The sequence below is a fragment of the Halobellus captivus genome (assembly GCF_003697845.1).
Lineage (GTDB): Archaea > Halobacteriota > Halobacteria > Halobacteriales > Haloferacaceae > Halorubrum > Halorubrum glutamatedens.
Window position 1 is genome coordinate 19,457 of sequence record NZ_RDQE01000005.1, and the last position, 14,657, is coordinate 34,113.

16 protein-coding genes are annotated in these 14,657 nt (G+C 68.4%); 9 read left to right on the forward strand and 7 right to left on the reverse strand.

The genetic code is table 11. From position 1 onward, the window contains the following. The 6 genes from EAO78_RS06920 to EAO78_RS06945 all read left to right on the forward strand — a co-directional run bounded on the left by EAO78_RS06920 (nucleotide 1) and on the right by EAO78_RS06945 (nucleotide 4,852). Nucleotides 1–1,161 carry an exonuclease RecJ gene (locus EAO78_RS06920; RefSeq protein ID WP_122105128.1) on the forward strand — a complete coding sequence of 387 codons (1,161 nt, stop codon included), beginning with the start codon at nucleotides 1–3 and terminating at the stop codon, nucleotides 1,159–1,161. Then, nucleotides 1,158–1,535, forward strand: coding sequence for a KEOPS complex subunit Pcc1 (locus EAO78_RS06925; protein ID WP_122105129.1), 378 nt, complete (start codon nucleotides 1,158–1,160; stop codon nucleotides 1,533–1,535). The genes EAO78_RS06920 and EAO78_RS06925 overlap by 4 nt, the downstream gene beginning before the upstream one ends. Then, the gene (locus tag EAO78_RS06930; protein ID WP_122105130.1) at nucleotides 1,532–2,173 is read left to right on the forward strand and encodes a 30S ribosomal protein S3ae; all 642 of its coding nucleotides are present in this window, start codon (nucleotides 1,532–1,534) and stop codon (nucleotides 2,171–2,173) included. Before EAO78_RS06925 ends, EAO78_RS06930 begins: the two co-directional genes overlap by 4 nt. Before the next feature lie 474 nt (nucleotides 2,174–2,647). Further along, on the forward strand, nucleotides 2,648–3,049 hold the full coding sequence (locus EAO78_RS06935; protein ID WP_122105131.1) for a universal stress protein: 402 nt from the start codon (nucleotides 2,648–2,650) through the stop codon (nucleotides 3,047–3,049). Between the two features lie 91 nt (nucleotides 3,050–3,140). Next, nucleotides 3,141–4,025, forward strand: a complete 885-nt coding sequence (locus tag EAO78_RS06940; protein WP_122105132.1) for a 3-hydroxyacyl-CoA dehydrogenase family protein — start codon at nucleotides 3,141–3,143, stop codon at nucleotides 4,023–4,025. Next, on the forward strand, nucleotides 4,025–4,852 hold the full coding sequence (locus EAO78_RS06945; RefSeq protein WP_122105133.1) for an enoyl-CoA hydratase/isomerase family protein: 828 nt from the start codon (nucleotides 4,025–4,027) through the stop codon (nucleotides 4,850–4,852). Before EAO78_RS06940 ends, EAO78_RS06945 begins: the two co-directional genes overlap by 1 nt. An 18-nt stretch (nucleotides 4,853–4,870) precedes the next feature. Here the strand turns inward: EAO78_RS06945 and EAO78_RS06950 are convergent, their stop codons facing one another. From EAO78_RS06950 to EAO78_RS06980, 7 genes are all read right to left on the reverse strand, one after another. Further along, nucleotides 4,871–5,401, reverse strand: coding sequence for a MaoC family dehydratase (locus EAO78_RS06950; RefSeq protein ID WP_122105134.1), 531 nt, complete (start codon nucleotides 5,399–5,401; stop codon nucleotides 4,871–4,873). Nucleotides 5,402–5,533: 132 nt separating this feature from the next. Beyond that, nucleotides 5,534–6,325: an enoyl-CoA hydratase/isomerase family protein gene (locus tag EAO78_RS06955; protein WP_122105135.1), complete on the reverse strand. Its 792-nt coding sequence runs from the start codon at nucleotides 6,323–6,325 to the stop codon at nucleotides 5,534–5,536. Nucleotides 6,326–6,327: 2 nt separating this feature from the next. Further along, nucleotides 6,328–7,041, reverse strand: coding sequence for an ABC transporter ATP-binding protein (locus EAO78_RS06960; RefSeq protein WP_122105136.1), 714 nt, complete (start codon nucleotides 7,039–7,041; stop codon nucleotides 6,328–6,330). Between the two features lies 1 nt (nucleotide 7,042). After that, a complete protein-coding gene (locus EAO78_RS06965; RefSeq protein ID WP_122105137.1) occupies nucleotides 7,043–7,795 on the reverse strand; it encodes an ABC transporter ATP-binding protein in 753 nt (250 codons plus the stop codon). 31 nt (nucleotides 7,796–7,826) lie between these two features. Then, nucleotides 7,827–8,906 (reverse strand): branched-chain amino acid ABC transporter permease, encoded by a 1,080-nt coding sequence (locus tag EAO78_RS06970; RefSeq protein ID WP_122105138.1) that lies wholly within the window; start codon nucleotides 8,904–8,906, stop codon nucleotides 7,827–7,829. Then, complete coding sequence (locus tag EAO78_RS06975; protein ID WP_122105139.1) at nucleotides 8,906–9,784, reverse strand: branched-chain amino acid ABC transporter permease; 879 nt, start codon at nucleotides 9,782–9,784, stop codon at nucleotides 8,906–8,908. The genes EAO78_RS06970 and EAO78_RS06975 overlap by 1 nt, the downstream gene beginning before the upstream one ends. A gap of 66 nt (nucleotides 9,785–9,850) precedes the next feature. Then, a complete protein-coding gene (locus EAO78_RS06980) occupies nucleotides 9,851–11,095 on the reverse strand; it encodes an ABC transporter substrate-binding protein (RefSeq protein WP_122105140.1) in 1,245 nt (414 codons plus the stop codon). A gap of 108 nt (nucleotides 11,096–11,203) precedes the next feature. On the opposite strand from EAO78_RS06980, the gene EAO78_RS06985 reads away from it, so the two are divergent. The 3 genes from EAO78_RS06985 (at nucleotide 11,204) to EAO78_RS06995 (ending at nucleotide 14,632) form a co-directional block, all read left to right on the forward strand. Continuing rightward, the gene (locus EAO78_RS06985; RefSeq protein WP_122105141.1) at nucleotides 11,204–12,100 is read left to right on the forward strand and encodes a CoA transferase subunit A; all 897 of its coding nucleotides are present in this window, start codon (nucleotides 11,204–11,206) and stop codon (nucleotides 12,098–12,100) included. Continuing rightward, a complete protein-coding gene (locus EAO78_RS06990; protein ID WP_122105142.1) occupies nucleotides 12,090–12,860 on the forward strand; it encodes a CoA-transferase subunit beta in 771 nt (256 codons plus the stop codon). The genes EAO78_RS06985 and EAO78_RS06990 overlap by 11 nt, the downstream gene beginning before the upstream one ends. 149 nt (nucleotides 12,861–13,009) lie before the next feature. Further along, nucleotides 13,010–14,632 carry an acyl-CoA synthetase gene (locus EAO78_RS06995; protein WP_122105143.1) on the forward strand — a complete coding sequence of 541 codons (1,623 nt, stop codon included), beginning with the start codon at nucleotides 13,010–13,012 and terminating at the stop codon, nucleotides 14,630–14,632. Nucleotides 14,633–14,657 lie beyond the last annotated feature (25 nt).

Here is a 14,657-nt window from a genome sequence, read left to right on the forward strand (position 1 = left end):
GTGACCGAGACCACCGCAGAACCCGGGCCCGCCCCCGACGCGCTCGCCAGCGTCCTCGCCGACGCGCCGTTCGTCCGGCTCGTCGCGACCGACGACGGCGACGCGCTTGCCGCGGCGGGAACGCTCGCCCGCGCGCTCCGCGAGCGTGCGGTGCCGTTTCAGGTCCGGATCGCACGCGATCCGGTCACCGACGCCGCCGGCGACGATGTCGCAGTGGCTCTCGGAGCCGACCGAGGTCCACACGCGATACCGGCTGGTCGACGACCCGCGAGCACGACCGCCTTCGCGGTCGCCCGCGAGTTGGGCGTCGATCCCGACCCGGTGATCGCGTTGGCCGGCGTCGTCGCCGCGGGCTCCGTGCCCGGGACCGACGGCTCGGGCGACGTGCTCGAGGCCGCGGAACGCGTCGGAGCCGTCACCCGGCGTCCCGGCGTGGCGGTACCGACCGCGGACCTGGCGGACGGGATCGCGGCCTCGACGCTTCTCCGGACGCCGTACTCCGGCGACGTCGAGGCGACCCGGGCCGCCCTCGCGGCGCTCGACCTCCCGGCGGAACTCGACGAGGACGCCCACAGGCGGCTCGCCTCGCTGGTCGCCGTGGACGTCGCCGGCGCGGAGGACGCGAGCACGCGGAGCGCGTCGGCGGTCGAGCGCGCGCTTCGACCGTACGCGATCGACTCGTCGGCCGGCCCGTTCGAGACGGTCGGCGGCCACGCCGACGTCCTCGAGGCCCTCGCGCGCGAGGAGCCGGGAACGGGCGTCGCGCTGGCGCTCGCGGCCGACCCGGGCGACGGGCTCCGGACGGCCGCGGTCGACGCCTGGCGGTCCCACGGAACGGCCGCCCACCGCGCGCTCGACGACGCGACGACCGGCCGATACGACGGCTGTCTCGTCGCCCGCGTCGACGCGCCGGCGAGCACGCTCCCCACGGTCGCCCGGATACTCCGGGACTTCCGGTCGCCGGAGCCCGTCGCGATCGTTCTCGACGAGTCGTCGGGACGGATCGCGGCGGCCGCGACCGAGGACCGCGGGATCGGCGACGCCTGCCGGTCGGCCGCCAACGAGGCGGGCGGCGACGGCTGGGGGGGCGGAACCCGCGGCGGGATCGCCGTCGACGGGGACCCGACGGACGCGCTGGCCGCGATCCGGGGGGCGCTATGACGGGCGACGAGCAAGCGGAGGCCGGCACCGCCGGCCCCGGATCCCGGACCGCGGCGGTCCGGACGACCCACGCCGACGCCGAACTCGTCGCCGACGCGCTCGCCCCCGACGACACCGACTCGATGGCGGTACGCGTCGACGGCGACGCGATCGACTGCCGGATCGAGCGGCCGACGACGGGCGGGTTGCGCTCGACCGTCGGCGACTACGTGGTGAACCTGCGGGTCGCGGAGCGGGTCATCGAACGGGCACGCGAACACCGAACCGCCGACGGGACGGCCGTCGACGCAACGGCTACCGACGAGTCGACCGCCGACGCGGCGGAGACACGAGACACCGACACGGACACACGACACACCGACACCAACACATGAGCGAACGATCAGTTTCCAAGAGCAGAGAACAGAAACGCTGGTACGACGTACTGGCACCCGAACAGTTCGACCGCGCGGAGCTCGGCGAGACCCTCGCCGAGGAGCCCGATCAGGTCATCGGCCGCACGATCACGACCACGCTGGGCGAGCTCACCGGCGACTCCAGCGCGAACAACACGAAGCTCACGTTCAAGATCACCGACGTGGGCAGCGACACGGCCTACACCGAGTTCATCAAGTACGAACTGACGCGCGACTACCTGCGCTCTCTCGTCCGCCGCGGCGCCTCGAAGGTCGAGGCGTCGATCACGGTCGTGACGACCGACGACTACCGGATCCGCGTCCAGCCCGTCGCGTTGACGACCAAGAAGGCGGACCGCTCCCAGGAGAAGGCGATCCGGCGCGTCATGATCGACAAGGTCCACGACGCCGCCGAGGAGCGCACCTTCGAGTCGTTCGTCGACGCGATCGTCGACGGAAACCTCTCGTCGGCGGTCTACGCCGACGCGAAGACTATCTACCCGCTGCGCCGCGTCGAGGTCCAGAAGCTGACCCTCGAGGCGCGCCCCGAGGAGATCGCCGCCGAGGAGGAGGCCGCCGTCGAGGTCGACGCCGACGACGTGGCGGTCGACGAGTAGTCGCGATCGACGAGCGGTCGCGGTCGACGACCACCCGTTTCCTTCGTTTATCATCCCCGGTGAGCGACGGTGCCGATCCGCCATCGACACGACGGAAACATCAGAAATACATTTATATATCTATTCATATATAAGATATCGAGATCGAATCGAGTGGTTGATGAAGACGGCATATATCGGAATTTATCGGCACGAAATAGTGATCTAGATCCAATATAGAGCGATAGAAATGAAAATAGAGATATTATTCTTACCTTGACGGATCTCTAATATAGATAAACTATCAAGTGTTTTCACTAACATAACAGATATAAAATACTTATGAGACGCTCATCCGGATCCCTCACGCGTTCGGTCCGGAAGCGGGGAGCGGTCACGGACGGTCACGGAGAGAGAGGGAGACGCTGGCCCGCGGAACCCCGCGGATCGGGGATCGCCGGAAACCATTATTGTGCGGGCGCGAAAACGGAGGGTATGTACGAGATCCTGGCCGCGATAGACGAGGACGCGGACGGAGTCGGCGCTCAGATCGACGCGATCGGGGAGATAGCGGAGGAAGCCGACGAGGTCGTCGTCCACCTCCTTCACGTGTTCACCGACAACCCGACCGGCGCGTCGGTCACGCAGGTCGACTCGGCCCGCGAGGCGATCAAACGGCTGAGAGAGCGCGGCATCACGGTTCATCCGGAGGAGACCAGCGGCGACCCGGCGACGCAGATCCTCGAACACGCCGAGCGGGAGGACGTCGACCAGATCTGCGTCGGCGGGCGAAAGCGGTCGCCGACTGGGAAGGCGCTCTTCGGCAGCGTCACCCAGGACGTGATCCTCGGAACCGAACGACCGGTCCTAGTCTGCGGACGCGGATCGGGGTCGTAGCCGCCTCGTCCCGGCCGAGGACCGTCGAGCGATCGCGACGATCCACGGTCACTCGACACGCTAATGTACGTGGTTACTCACGGTGTGAACGATGCGTGTAAGCGTACTCGGAGCCGGGACCATGGGCCACGGTATCGCACAGGTCGCCGCGATGGCGGGATACGACGTGACGATCCGCGACATCGAGGAGTCCATCCTCGAGTCGGGCGTCGAGGCGATCGAGTCGAACCTCCAGGGCGGCGTCGACAGGGACAAAGTGACCGAAGCGGAGAAGGCGGCGACCCTGGAGCGGATCGACACGACGACCTCGCTTCCCGACGCCGTCGGCGACGCGGAGTTCGTCGTCGAGGCGGTCCCCGAGCGGATGGACCTGAAACGGGAGACGTTCGAGGAGGTGGCCGCCAACGCACCGGCGGAGGCGGTGATCGCGACCAACACCTCCTCGCTCTCGATAACCGAGATCGCGAGCGTCCTCGACCGGCCCGGACGGGCGATCGGCCTCCACTTCTTCAACCCCGTCCACATCATGGGGCTCGTCGAGGTCGTCGTCGCCGAGCAGACCGACGAGGCGACGCTCTCGGCGGCGACGGAGTTCGTCGAGGCGATCGACAAGGATCCGGTGACGGTCACCGACTCGGCCGGGTTCGCCTCCTCCCGGCTCGGCGTCGCGGTCGGGGTCGAGGCGATCCGGATGCTCGAGGAGGGCGTCGCGGGACCGGAGGACATCGACGCCGCGATGGAGCTCGGCTACAACCACCCGATGGGGCCGATCGAGCTGTGTGACGTGGTCGGGCTCGACGTGCGGCTCGACATCCTCGAGTACCTCCGCGAGGAGCTCGGCGAGCGCTTCCGCCCGCCGCAGCTGCTCAAACGCAAGGTCCGTGCCGGCAAGCTCGGGAGGAAGAGCGGCGAGGGCTTCTACGTCTGGGAGGACGGCGAGGTCGTCGGCGTGAGCGGCGACTGGGGTGAGCAGTGATGGCGGGGACGTCGACGGCGACCGAGTCGGCGGCGGCCGACAGCGACACCGTCTCGGTCTCGGTGGGCGACCGCGTCGAGGGCGTCGCGACGGTGACGCTCTCGCGGCCGGAGGCGCGCAACGCGCTCAACGCGGAGCTTCGAGGGGACCTGGTCGCGGTGTTCGAGGCGATCGCGGACGACGACGCGGTCCGGGTCGTCGTGTTGACCGGCGACGACGAGAGCGGCGCGTTCGTCGCCGGCGCGGACGTGACCGAACTCCGCGAGCGCGACGCGCTCGGACAGCGCGAGGCGAGCGAGCGGCCGCGGGTCTTCGAGCACGTCGAGGACTGCCCGAAGCCGACCATCGCCCGCGTGAACGGCCACGCGCTCGGCGGCGGACTCGAGCTCGCGATGGCCTGCGACGTGCGGATCGCCGCCGAGGGCGGAAAGATCGGCCAGCCCGAGATCAACCTCGGGATCATCCCCGGCGGCGGCGGTACGCAACGGCTTCCCCGTCTCGTGGGGACGGGACAGGCGATGAAGCTGATCTGCTCCGGCGAACTCGTCGACGCGGCGGCGGCCGCCGACCTCGGGATCGTCGAGGAGGCGTATCCCGCGGAGGAGCTCGACGACCGCGTCTACGACCTCGCCGGATCGATGGCCGAGAAGAGCCCGGTCGCCCTCGAGTTCGCGAAGACCGCGGTCAAAGCGAGCGAACGGATGGACCTCGAGACCGGCATCGACTACGAGGCCGAGCTGTTCGCCCAGTTGTTCGCGACCGCGGACAAGGACGAGGGGATAGACGCGTTCCTCGAGGACCGCGAGCCGGAGTGGAAGGGTCGGTAGGCTCGGAAACCGCGCGCCCTACACCGACTCCGTGCTTCCGTCTCCACGCTCGGTTCTCCCGTCCCTACGCTCGCGCCGTTCGATCAGTTCGTGATTCTCCAGGGTCAACACCGTCTCGTCCGCGTCGTTCGTGACCGTGATCGACTCGTGGATGATGCCGGTTTCCGGGTCGCTCTCCGACGGACGGGTGTCGAGCACCTCGTCGACGACGCCGATCTCGTCGCCCGGGCGGACCGGCGCGTGCCACCGCACGTCGTCGATCCCGAGTCCCGCGATCACCGCGCGGTCGCGTCGGACCGCCTCGACGAGCAGTCGGACCGACAGTGAAAGGGTGTGGTAGCCGCTGGCCACGAGTCCCCCGAACCGTCCCTCGGCGGCCGCATCGGGGTCGGTGTGCATCGGAAGCGGATCGAACCGCTCGGCGAACTCGATCACCTCCGACTCGGTGACGGTCGTGCTCCCGCAGTCGATGACGGTTCCCGGCTCCACGTCCTCGAAGTAGATCGCGTCGTCCGCGTCCCCGTTGACGGCATCCGCGTCCTGGCTCATGGGAGACGGGTCACGTCGGGGTCGCATGCGTCTTTCCCTTTATCGTGGCGGAGGCGGACGATGCGGCGGAAGGTGGATTACGTGAACGGTACGGAGGGGCGAGTGGTGCGAGCGGACCGTCCGCCCCGACGCTCACTCTCCCGAGAACTCCGGGTCGCGGTCCTCGCGGAAGGCATCGACGCCCTCCTCGTGGTCGGCCGTCCGCAGGAGCGTGCTCTGGGCGAGCGACTCCAGAACCCCCGCCGTCCGCAGGTCGCTGTCGCGGGCCTCGTTTATCACGCGTTTCGTCAGGCCGATCGCCTGCGTGGGGCCGTCGGCCAGGTCCGCGGCGTACTCGCGGGCGGCGTCCTCGGGATCCGCCTCGACGCGCTCGACGAGCCCGACGTCGTGGGCGCGCTGGCCGTCGATCAGCTCGCCGCTGAATATCAGGTCCTTGGCCCGCCCGGGACCCACGAGCTGGACGAACCGCGAGCACCCGCCGAGTCCGGGGATGAGCCCGATGTTGTGCTCCGGAAACCCGAGCGTGGCGTCGGGGGCCGCGATACGGACGTCACACGCCAGCGCGAGCTCGAGCCCCCCGCCGACGCAGGTGCCCTCGACTGCGGCGAGCACTGGCGTCTCCGTCGTCTCGATCCGCTCGAACGCGCGGCCGAGCACGCGGGAGTTCGTCCGGAACTCGGCGGTGGTCCACTCGCGGGCCGTCTCGAAGAGGCCGACGTCGGCCCCGACCGAGAACACGTCGCCGTCGCCGGCGACGACCCCGGCACGGACCGACTCCTCGTCGAGGACGGCGACCGCCTCCGCGAGGTCCGCGCGCATCTCCTGGCTGATCGCGTTCACCGGGGGGTTCGAGAGGCGGATCGTGGCGACGCCGTCCTCGACGTCGACGTCGACCGTCTCGAACTCGTAGTCGTCGAGCGACATCGTCACCGCACCCCCAGATAGGTCTCCATCGCCTCGCGGTCGTTCAACAGCTCGTCCGCGGGCGACTCGTGGACCACCTCGCCCGTCTCGATGACGTACGCACGGTCGGCCAGCCCGAGCGCCATCTCGGCGTTCTGCTCGACGAGGAGGACCGTGACCCCCTCGTCGTTGAGCTCCCTGATGATGTCGGCCACGTCCTCGACGATCTGGGGCGCGAGTCCCTCGCTCGGCTCGTCGAGGAGCAACAGATCGGTCTCGGGGCCGACGAGCGCGCGGGCGATGGCGAGCATCTGCTGTTCGCCGCCGCTCATCGTGCCCGCGTGCTGGTCGCGGCGCTCGTCGAGCCGGGGGAACCTCTCGTAGACGCGTTCGATCTGCGTCGTTCGGTCGTCCTCACCGCCGCGGGCGGCGAGCCGAAGGTTCTCGGCGACCGTCAGCCCGCCGAACACTCGTCGCTCCTCGGGGACCCACGAGATCCCGCGTCGTCGCACGTCGTGCGGGTCCAGGTCCTGTATCTCCTCGCCGTCCATCTCGATCGTCCCCTCGGCGGCGGGGGTGAGACACATCACGCTCCGAAGCGTGGTCGTCTTCCCGGCCCCGTTGCGGCCGACGAGGGCGACGACCTCCCCCGAATCGACCGACATCGACACGTCGAAGAGGACGTGGCTCTCGCCGTAGTAGGTGTCTATCCCGTCGACGGAGAGCAGCTCCGACATCTCACTCACCCCCCAGGTAGGCGCGCTGAACCGCCTCGTTTCGACTGATCTCGTCGGGCGTTCCGCGGGCGATCAGTTCGCCGTTGTTCATCACCGCGATCCGTTCCGAGACGTTCATCACTATCTCCATGTCGTGTTCGATGAGGACGACCGTCGCGTCCTCGGCGATGTTCTCGATGAGCGAGACGGTCGCGTCCGTCTGTTCCGGTCCCATCCCGGCGGTCGGCTCGTCCATGAGCAGGAGGTCCGGACCGGTCGCGAGCGCGATCCCGATCTCGAGGTGCCGGCGCTGTCCGTACGCCAGGTTCGCCGCCGTCCGGTCGGCGACGTCGAGCAGGCCGATCCGCTCCAACACGGCCTCCGCCTCGTCGGTCGCCTCCGAGAGCGAGGCGTGGTGTGCGAGGAAGTCGTCGGGAGCGAACCCCGTCCGGTCGGCCTGCGTCGCCAGCCGGACGTTCTCGAGCGCCGACAGCTCCGCGAAGAAGTTCGTGATCTGGAAGGACCTGACGATCCCCCGCCCGACGATCTCGTGTGGCTCGAGCCCGCCGATCGGGTCGCCGCGGAACTCGATCGACCCCTCGGTCGGGGCGTGCTTGCCGGTGAAGAGGTTGAACAGCGTGGTCTTTCCTGCGCCGTTCGGGCCGATGATCGAGCTGATCCCGCCCTCCGGGATCGACAGCGACACGTCGCTGACGGCGGTCAGTTTGCCGAACCGTTTCGTCACCGAGTCCGTTCGGAGGAGCGGCTCGCTCATCGCCGGTCCCCTCCGTGTGATGGGTTCCCCGTCATTTCAGAACCTTCTCGCGGTAGTTCGCCAGCGCGTCACGGACGTTCCCGAGCGCGTCCTTCGGGTCGTCCCGCAGGGAGACCAGCACGCCCGCGAGCCCCTGCGGGGCGAAGACGACGACGACGACGAAGACGGCCCCGAGGATCACCTCCCAGGCCGCGAACCCGCTGAGCTGTTCTTCGAGCAGTATCACGACGCCGGCACCGAGCATCGGCCCCCACAGCGTGCCGAGACCGCCGAGGAGCAGCATCACGACGAGCTCTCCGCTCAGCGTCCAGTGGAGCAGCTGCGGCTGTGCGAGGCTCTGGAAGGGGACGTACAGTCCGCCGGCAAGCCCGGCGAACCCTCCGCTTATCGCGAAGCCGATCACCTTGTAGCGCTCGACGTCGTAGCCGATGAACGCCATTCGGTCCTCGTTCTCGCGGACCCCCTGGAGCACGCGGCCGAACGGGGAGTTCGCGATCCGCACGATCGCCAGAAGCGAGAGCGCGACCAGCGCGAGCGTGAGGAAGTAGTAGTTCAACCGGCTGGAGAGGTCGACGACGCCGAAGGCCTCGAGCGCCGCGAGCCCGACGAGCCCGTTGTCGCCGCCGGTGATCGTCTCGACGCCGAGAATCGACGCCGGCAGGTCCGCGAAGGCGGCGACGTAGAAGATCTGTGCGAACGCCAGCGTCAACATGGCGAAGTAGATCCCCCGCGCCCGGACGCTGAACCAGCCGATGAAGGCGGCCACGACCACGCCGGTGAGGACCGCCGCGGGCAACACGACGAGCGCGTTGGGGGTGACGTGGGTGACCAACAGCGCGACCGCGTAGCCGCCCGCGCCGAACATCGCCGCGTGGCCGAACGACAGCAGGCCGGCGTAGCCGAACACGAAGTCGAGGCTGAGCGCCAACAGCGCGAACGCCAGGATCTGGACGAGTAGGTACAGCCAGAAGGGCCGGACGGACGCGGCGATGGGCCCGAGAACCGCGAGTGCGGCGATCAGCGCGAGGATCCCGAAGCGCCCGCGGTTCGTGAGGATCCCGTCGGTAGTCGGGGACGCCTCGCGCGGGTCGAAGGCATCGAGCAGCCCCATTATGCGGCCTCCGTGGCGCCGAAGAGTCCGTTCGGTCTGACCATCAGGACGACGGCCATCATGGCGAAGAGGAAGATGTCCGTGACCGACGGCGCGATGAGCGCCCCGTAGGCGGTGACGAGCCCGACCAACAGCGCGCCGTACACCGCGCCCTTGAAGCTACCGAGGCCGCCGATGACGACGATCACGAACGCCTCGATGATCACGCCGAATCCCATGCCCGGGCTGACGGACCGGGACGCTCCCAGGAGAACGCCCGCGATTCCCGCGAGGATCGCGCCGAAGACGAAGACGCCGGTGAACACCTTCGAGACGTCGATCCCCAGCGCGTCGACCATCTCGGTGTCGTGTGCGCTCGCACGCATCAGGATCCCGAGGTCGCTCCGGTCGATCATCAGCCAGACGGCGGCGATGAGGACCGTGCTGATCGCGAGCACGAACAGCCAGTAGACCGGGTACTGGACCGGACCGACCGAGACCGTTCCCGAGAGCATCTCCGGGGCCTCGATCCGAAGCGACTGGCCGCCCCAGATCTCGACGACCAGCCCCTGGACCATGATGGCGATCCCGAACGTCAACAGGATGTGATACAGCGGGTTCCGGCCGTACAGCGCGCGGAGGCCGAACACCTCGATGGCCGCGCCGACGACGCCGACCGCGAGCGGCGCGATCAGAAGCGCCAGCCAGAAGCTCCCGAACTGCGAGGCGACGGTGACGCCGAGGTATCCGCCGATCATGTACAGCGAGCCGTGCGCGAAGTTGATCACGTCGAGCATGCCGAAGATCAGCGTCAGTCCGGCCGCGACGAGCGCGAGCGTCATGCCGAGCTGGACGCCGAGCATGGTCGCCCTGAGGACGCTCGAGAACTCGGCGAGCATCAGGGATCGCCCCCGTGTGCGGACGCGGTCGGGTCGCCGTCCCGATTCCATGGTCCTTCCATCGATCTAGAGCGAGCAGCCCCAATCGGGGAGCTCGATGTCGTCGATGGTGGCGACGACCTCGTTTTCCACCCCGTCGTCGCCCTCGACGACCTCCCGGACGTCCATGCTCTGGAGCGGCTCGTTCGTGCCGGGGTCGAAGCTGAACTCCCCGCGCGGGCTGTCGAGTTCCGCGCCCGAGAGCGCCGCGGCGAGGTCGGACGCGTCGGTCGAGTCGGCGTTGCTGGCGGCGACGTCGAGCGCCTGGGCCGAGTCGTACCCCTGGCAGGCGTAGACGTTCGGCTGGCGGTCGAACTCCCCGCTGTAGTTCGAGACGAACGTCTGGTTGCGGTCGGTCTCCTTCGTCGCGGTGTAGTGGAGAAGCGAGTACTTCCCCAGCGCCGCCTCCCCCTGTGCGGGCAGGGTGTCCTCCGAGAGCAGGAAGCCGCTCCCCGTTTGTGTGAGGTTCTCGTCGAGCCCGAAGTCGCTGAACTGGGTGATGTAGTTGACCGCGTCGCCGCCGGCAAAGAAGGAGAAGACGGCGTCCGCGCCGCTGTCCTCGATGTCGCCGAGGAACGGCGAGTAGTCCTCCGTCCCGAGCGGAGCGGCGACCTCGTCGACGACCTCGCCGCCGACCTCCTCGAACGCCTCCTGGAAGAAGGTCTTCGAGTTCTGCCCGAACGCGTAGTCGGCGTACGACAACGCGACGTTGTCGGCGACGTTGTCGTACACCCACTGGGCCAGCGGGGCGGAGGTCTGCCAGTCGTTGAACGAGGTCCGGAAGTGGAGGTCCATACAGCCGTCCTGGGTGACGCGGTAGTCGCCGGCGTTGGCGTTGAGCCAGATGGCGCTCGACTCCTGTTGGACGGTCTGCATCATCGCGATCGCCACCGCGCTCGACACGGGACCGACCAGGGCGTCGACGCCCTCCTCGACGAGGAACTCCCGGGTGATCGACACGCCCGTGTCGGTGTCACCGCTCGTGTCGCGCTGGACGGTCTCGACCTCGTAGCCGCCCAGTTGACCGTCGTTCTGTTCGAGGTAGAGGTCGAAGCCGTTCATGATGCTCTCGCCGAGCAGCGCGTACGTCCCCGAGGTCGGCAGGACGTGGCCGACCGTGAGAGTGTCGTCGCCGCCGTCACCGGCACAGCCGGCGAGCGCTGTCGCCCCTACCGCGGCACTGCCGGCGAGGAAGCGGCGGCGCGACGTCGTCGACGCCGATCGGTTCGTCGGTTCCCGACTGCCCGTACTGGTCCCTGAATCGTGAGACATGTCCTCACCCTCGTCGAAGTTACGTTTATATTTTTCGTTACAGATGATCGCTTCTGACGGTTCGATACTGATAGGATTTATATGAAACGATCGTGGAGGAGGGATCACATGTCAACAGAACCCTCGGAGACGCTCTCCGACGCAGTGTCGCGGATCCCGTCGGGGAGCTCCGTCGCGACCGGTCTCGCGCTCGAACACGCGATCCCGTTCGCGGCGGGACACGAACTCGTCCGACAGGGGACCGACGACCTCACCCTGATCGGTCCGATAAGCGACCTCCTCTTCGACCAGCTTATCGGCTGCGGCGCGGTCTCGCGGGTCCGGGCGGCGTGGGTCGGCAACGTCAGCGCGGGTACCGGCTACCGGTTCCGCGAGGCCGTCGAGAACGACGGGATCGACGTCGAGAACCACTCGAACTTCAGCGTCGCGCTCGCGCTCCGGGCCGGCGCGCTCGGCGTTCCGTACCTCCCCACCAGGTCGCTCCTCGGAAGCGACGTCTTCGCCGAGAGCGACCTGTTCGAGCGTGGGACCGACCCGTTCGGCGGCGAGGAGGTCGCGTTGGTCCCGGCGATCGAACCGGACTGGACGATCGTCCACGCCCAGCGGGCCAGCCCCGAGGGCGACGTTCACCTCTGGGGGAACACCGGGATCGTCGACCCGGCGGTCGGCGCGGCCGAGAACGTGCTCGTGACCGCCGAGGAGGTCGTCGAACCGGCGGTGATCCACAGCGACCCGAGCCGGACCGCGATCACCAGGGAGCAGGTGTCGGCGGTGGTGGAGTGCCCGTGGGGGGCTCACCCCTCGCCGGTCGCCGGCCACTACAACCGCGACAACGAGTACTACCTCCGCTATCACGGCGCGACTGACACCCAGGCGGCCTTCGACGAGTGGGCCGGCGAGTGGGTGTACGGGGTCGAAGACCGCGAGGAATACATGGGACTGGTGGACGCGGACCTGTCGATAACCGAGCCGACGGTCGCCGCGGAGGTGCGCTATGGCCAGTGAGACGTACGCGCCCCGGGAGCTGATGGTGAGCGCGGCGGCCGCCGAGATCGAGGACGGCGACACCGCGTTCGTGGGGATGCGTCTCCCGCTCATCGCCTTCCAGCTCGCCGTCAGCACGCACGCTCCCGACTCGATGGCGGTCTACGAGAGCGGCGTGGTGCGGGACGGCCCGGCGGACGGGTTCATCCACACGATGTGTGACCTTCCGAACCTGAACCACGCGGTCTCGACGACCGGGATGATCGACATCATGAGCCGGCTCCAGCGCGGGGACGTCGACGTGGGGTTCCTCGGCGGGGCGGAGGTCGACCGATACGGCAACCTGAACACGACGCGAGTCCGGGCCGGAGACGAGGAGATCCGGCTTCCCGGTAGCGGCGGCGCCTGCGACATCGCCTGTATGGCCGGACGGACCGTCCTCCTGATGCCACACGAGTCCCGCCGGTTCGTCGAGGAGGTGAACTACGTCACCAGTCCGGGCCACGCCGACGACGGCTCGGGGCGCGGGAACCACCCGGCACCGGGCGGGGGTCCGGACGCGCTCGTTACCTCGAAGGCGACCTTCGGGTTCGCCGACGGCGAGCTGTTCCTCCGGAGCGTCCATCCCGGCGTCGACCGCGAGGCGATGCTCGCGGACTTCCCGTGGACCGTTCGAACCGCACCCGAGATCGGCGAGGGACCGGTGACGACGACGCCTGAACCGACCGACGAGGAGCTCGAGCTGATCCGGACGTTCGACCCCGACGGGTTCTGGACCTGAACGCGGCCGGCCGAACCCCGGGGAAAGCGGGCCGACCACGCACGTCGAAGTCCCGCGAATCGGGATCGCCCGGAACGCGGTTCGAACACGATGTGACGCGATAGCAACCGTTAAGTGTTCCATATAAGATCGTGAGGATAGACTCACAGATGCAGTCCAACGTCCCGACGGAGTACCTGCCAGACGAATCGGACTCGCCGGACTACGTGTACACCCTCCCCGAGGCGCACTATCCCAAGCACGTCAACACGACCGACCAGCTCGTCGATCGGCACGTCCGCGAGGGACGGGGGGACAACGTCGCCGTCCACTTCGAGGACGAGACGATAACCTACGAGGAGCTTCAAGAGCGGGTGAACCGCATGGGCAACGCCCTTCGGGACCTCGGCGTCGAGTCGGGCGACCGGGTCCTGGTCCGGTTCCCGAACCGGCCCGAGCCGCTGATCACGTGTCTCGCGGTCCAGAAGATCGGCGGCGTCGCCATGCCGTCGATGAAGCTGCTCCGCGCCAAGGAGCTGCGGTACATCGTCAACAATGCCGAGGCGACCACGATCGTCGTCTACGACGACCTCCTGGACGAGGTGGACGAGGCGCTGCCCGATCTGGACACCGTTGAGGACGTCGTCGTCGCGGAACGGAACGGGATCGAACACGACCACCACGGTTACGACGAGCTGACGGACGCGGCGAGTCCGGAGCTCGAGGCCGCGGACACCGAGCGCGACGACCTGGCGTTGATGCTGTACACGAGCGGGACGACGGGTCGTCCGAAGGGCGCGATCCACACCCACCGGCAGATGCTCGCGACGGCGGACACGTACGCGCGGTACTGCCTCGAGCCGACCGAGGAGGACGTGTTCGGCGGCAACCCGCCGCTCCCGTTCGCGTACGGGTTCGGCGATCTCGTCACGTTCCCACTGCGGTTCGGCGCGAGCACGAGCCTGACGCAGGACGCGAGCCCGGGCGATCTGCTCGAGTCGGTCGAGAACCACGGGATCACGGTGCTGTGTTCGATCCCCACGGCGTTCAACCAGATGCTCGCGAAGTTCCCGGACGGGCCCGAGGAGTACGACGTCTCCTCGCTGCGGGTCGGGATGAGCGCCGGCGAGCCGCTGACGCCGACGACGTTCGAGCAGTTCCGCGAGGAGTACGGGATCAAACTGCTCGACGGGATCGGAACCACCGAGATGCTCCACATCTTCGTGAGCCACCACCACGAGGGGGAGGTCGACCCGACGGCGACGGGGTTCCCGGTACCGGGCTACGAGTGTAAGATCATCGACCCGGACACCGGCGAGGAGTGCGACCGGGGCGAGCCCGGGATGCTCGCGGTCCGCGGACCGACGGGCATCGAGTACTGGAACCGCCCGGAGAAACAGGACGACGCGGTCGAGGACGGCTGGTCGTTCCCCGGCGACATCTTCGCCCAGCGCGAGGACGGTCGGCTGGAGTACAAGTCGCGCGCGGACGACCTCATCGTCTCCAGCGGCTACAACATTCCCGGTCCGGAGGTCGAAGCGGTCGTGGAGGAACACGAGGACGTCGCCGAGGTCGCCGTCGTGGGCGCTCCCCACGAACAGCGCGGCGAGATCGTGAAGGCGTTCGTCGTCACGGCCGACGGCGTGACCGGTGACGACGAGCTCGTGGAGGAGATCCAGAACCACGTGAAGAACACGCTCGCACCGTACAAGTACCCGCGTGCGGTCGAGTTCGTGTCGGAGCTGCCCCGGACCGAGACCGGCAAGATCCGTCGCAAGGAACTCCGCGAATAGTCGCTGCCGTTTCGCTGCCGTCTCG

Excerpts from the sequence above, each read along its gene's own strand:
- EAO78_RS06985 (WP_122105141.1), top strand. The coding sequence starts at position 11,204 with ATGTCAACAGAACCCTCGGAGACGCTCTCCGACGCAGTGTCGCGGATC.
- EAO78_RS06955 (WP_122105135.1), bottom strand. The coding sequence starts at position 6,325 with ATGTCGCTCGACGACTACGAGTTCGAGACGGTCGACGTCGACGTCGAG.
- EAO78_RS06995 (WP_122105143.1), top strand. The coding sequence starts at position 13,010 with ATGCAGTCCAACGTCCCGACGGAGTACCTGCCAGACGAATCGGACTCG.
- EAO78_RS06960 (WP_122105136.1), bottom strand. The coding sequence starts at position 7,041 with ATGTCGGAGCTGCTCTCCGTCGACGGGATAGACACCTACTACGGCGAG.
- EAO78_RS06975 (WP_122105139.1), bottom strand. The coding sequence starts at position 9,784 with ATGCTCGCCGAGTTCTCGAGCGTCCTCAGGGCGACCATGCTCGGCGTC.
- EAO78_RS06990 (WP_122105142.1), top strand. The coding sequence starts at position 12,090 with ATGGCCAGTGAGACGTACGCGCCCCGGGAGCTGATGGTGAGCGCGGCG.
- EAO78_RS06970 (WP_122105138.1), bottom strand. The coding sequence starts at position 8,906 with ATGGGGCTGCTCGATGCCTTCGACCCGCGCGAGGCGTCCCCGACTACC.
- EAO78_RS06925 (WP_122105129.1), top strand. The coding sequence starts at position 1,158 with ATGACGGGCGACGAGCAAGCGGAGGCCGGCACCGCCGGCCCCGGATCC.
- EAO78_RS06930 (WP_122105130.1), top strand. The coding sequence starts at position 1,532 with ATGAGCGAACGATCAGTTTCCAAGAGCAGAGAACAGAAACGCTGGTAC.
- EAO78_RS06965 (WP_122105137.1), bottom strand. The coding sequence starts at position 7,795 with ATGAGCGAGCCGCTCCTCCGAACGGACTCGGTGACGAAACGGTTCGGC.
- EAO78_RS06950 (WP_122105134.1), bottom strand. The coding sequence starts at position 5,401 with ATGAGCCAGGACGCGGATGCCGTCAACGGGGACGCGGACGACGCGATC.
- EAO78_RS06980 (WP_122105140.1), bottom strand. The coding sequence starts at position 11,095 with ATGTCTCACGATTCAGGGACCAGTACGGGCAGTCGGGAACCGACGAAC.
- EAO78_RS06935 (WP_122105131.1), top strand. The coding sequence starts at position 2,648 with ATGTACGAGATCCTGGCCGCGATAGACGAGGACGCGGACGGAGTCGGC.
- EAO78_RS06945 (WP_122105133.1), top strand. The coding sequence starts at position 4,025 with ATGGCGGGGACGTCGACGGCGACCGAGTCGGCGGCGGCCGACAGCGAC.
- EAO78_RS06940 (WP_122105132.1), top strand. The coding sequence starts at position 3,141 with ATGCGTGTAAGCGTACTCGGAGCCGGGACCATGGGCCACGGTATCGCA.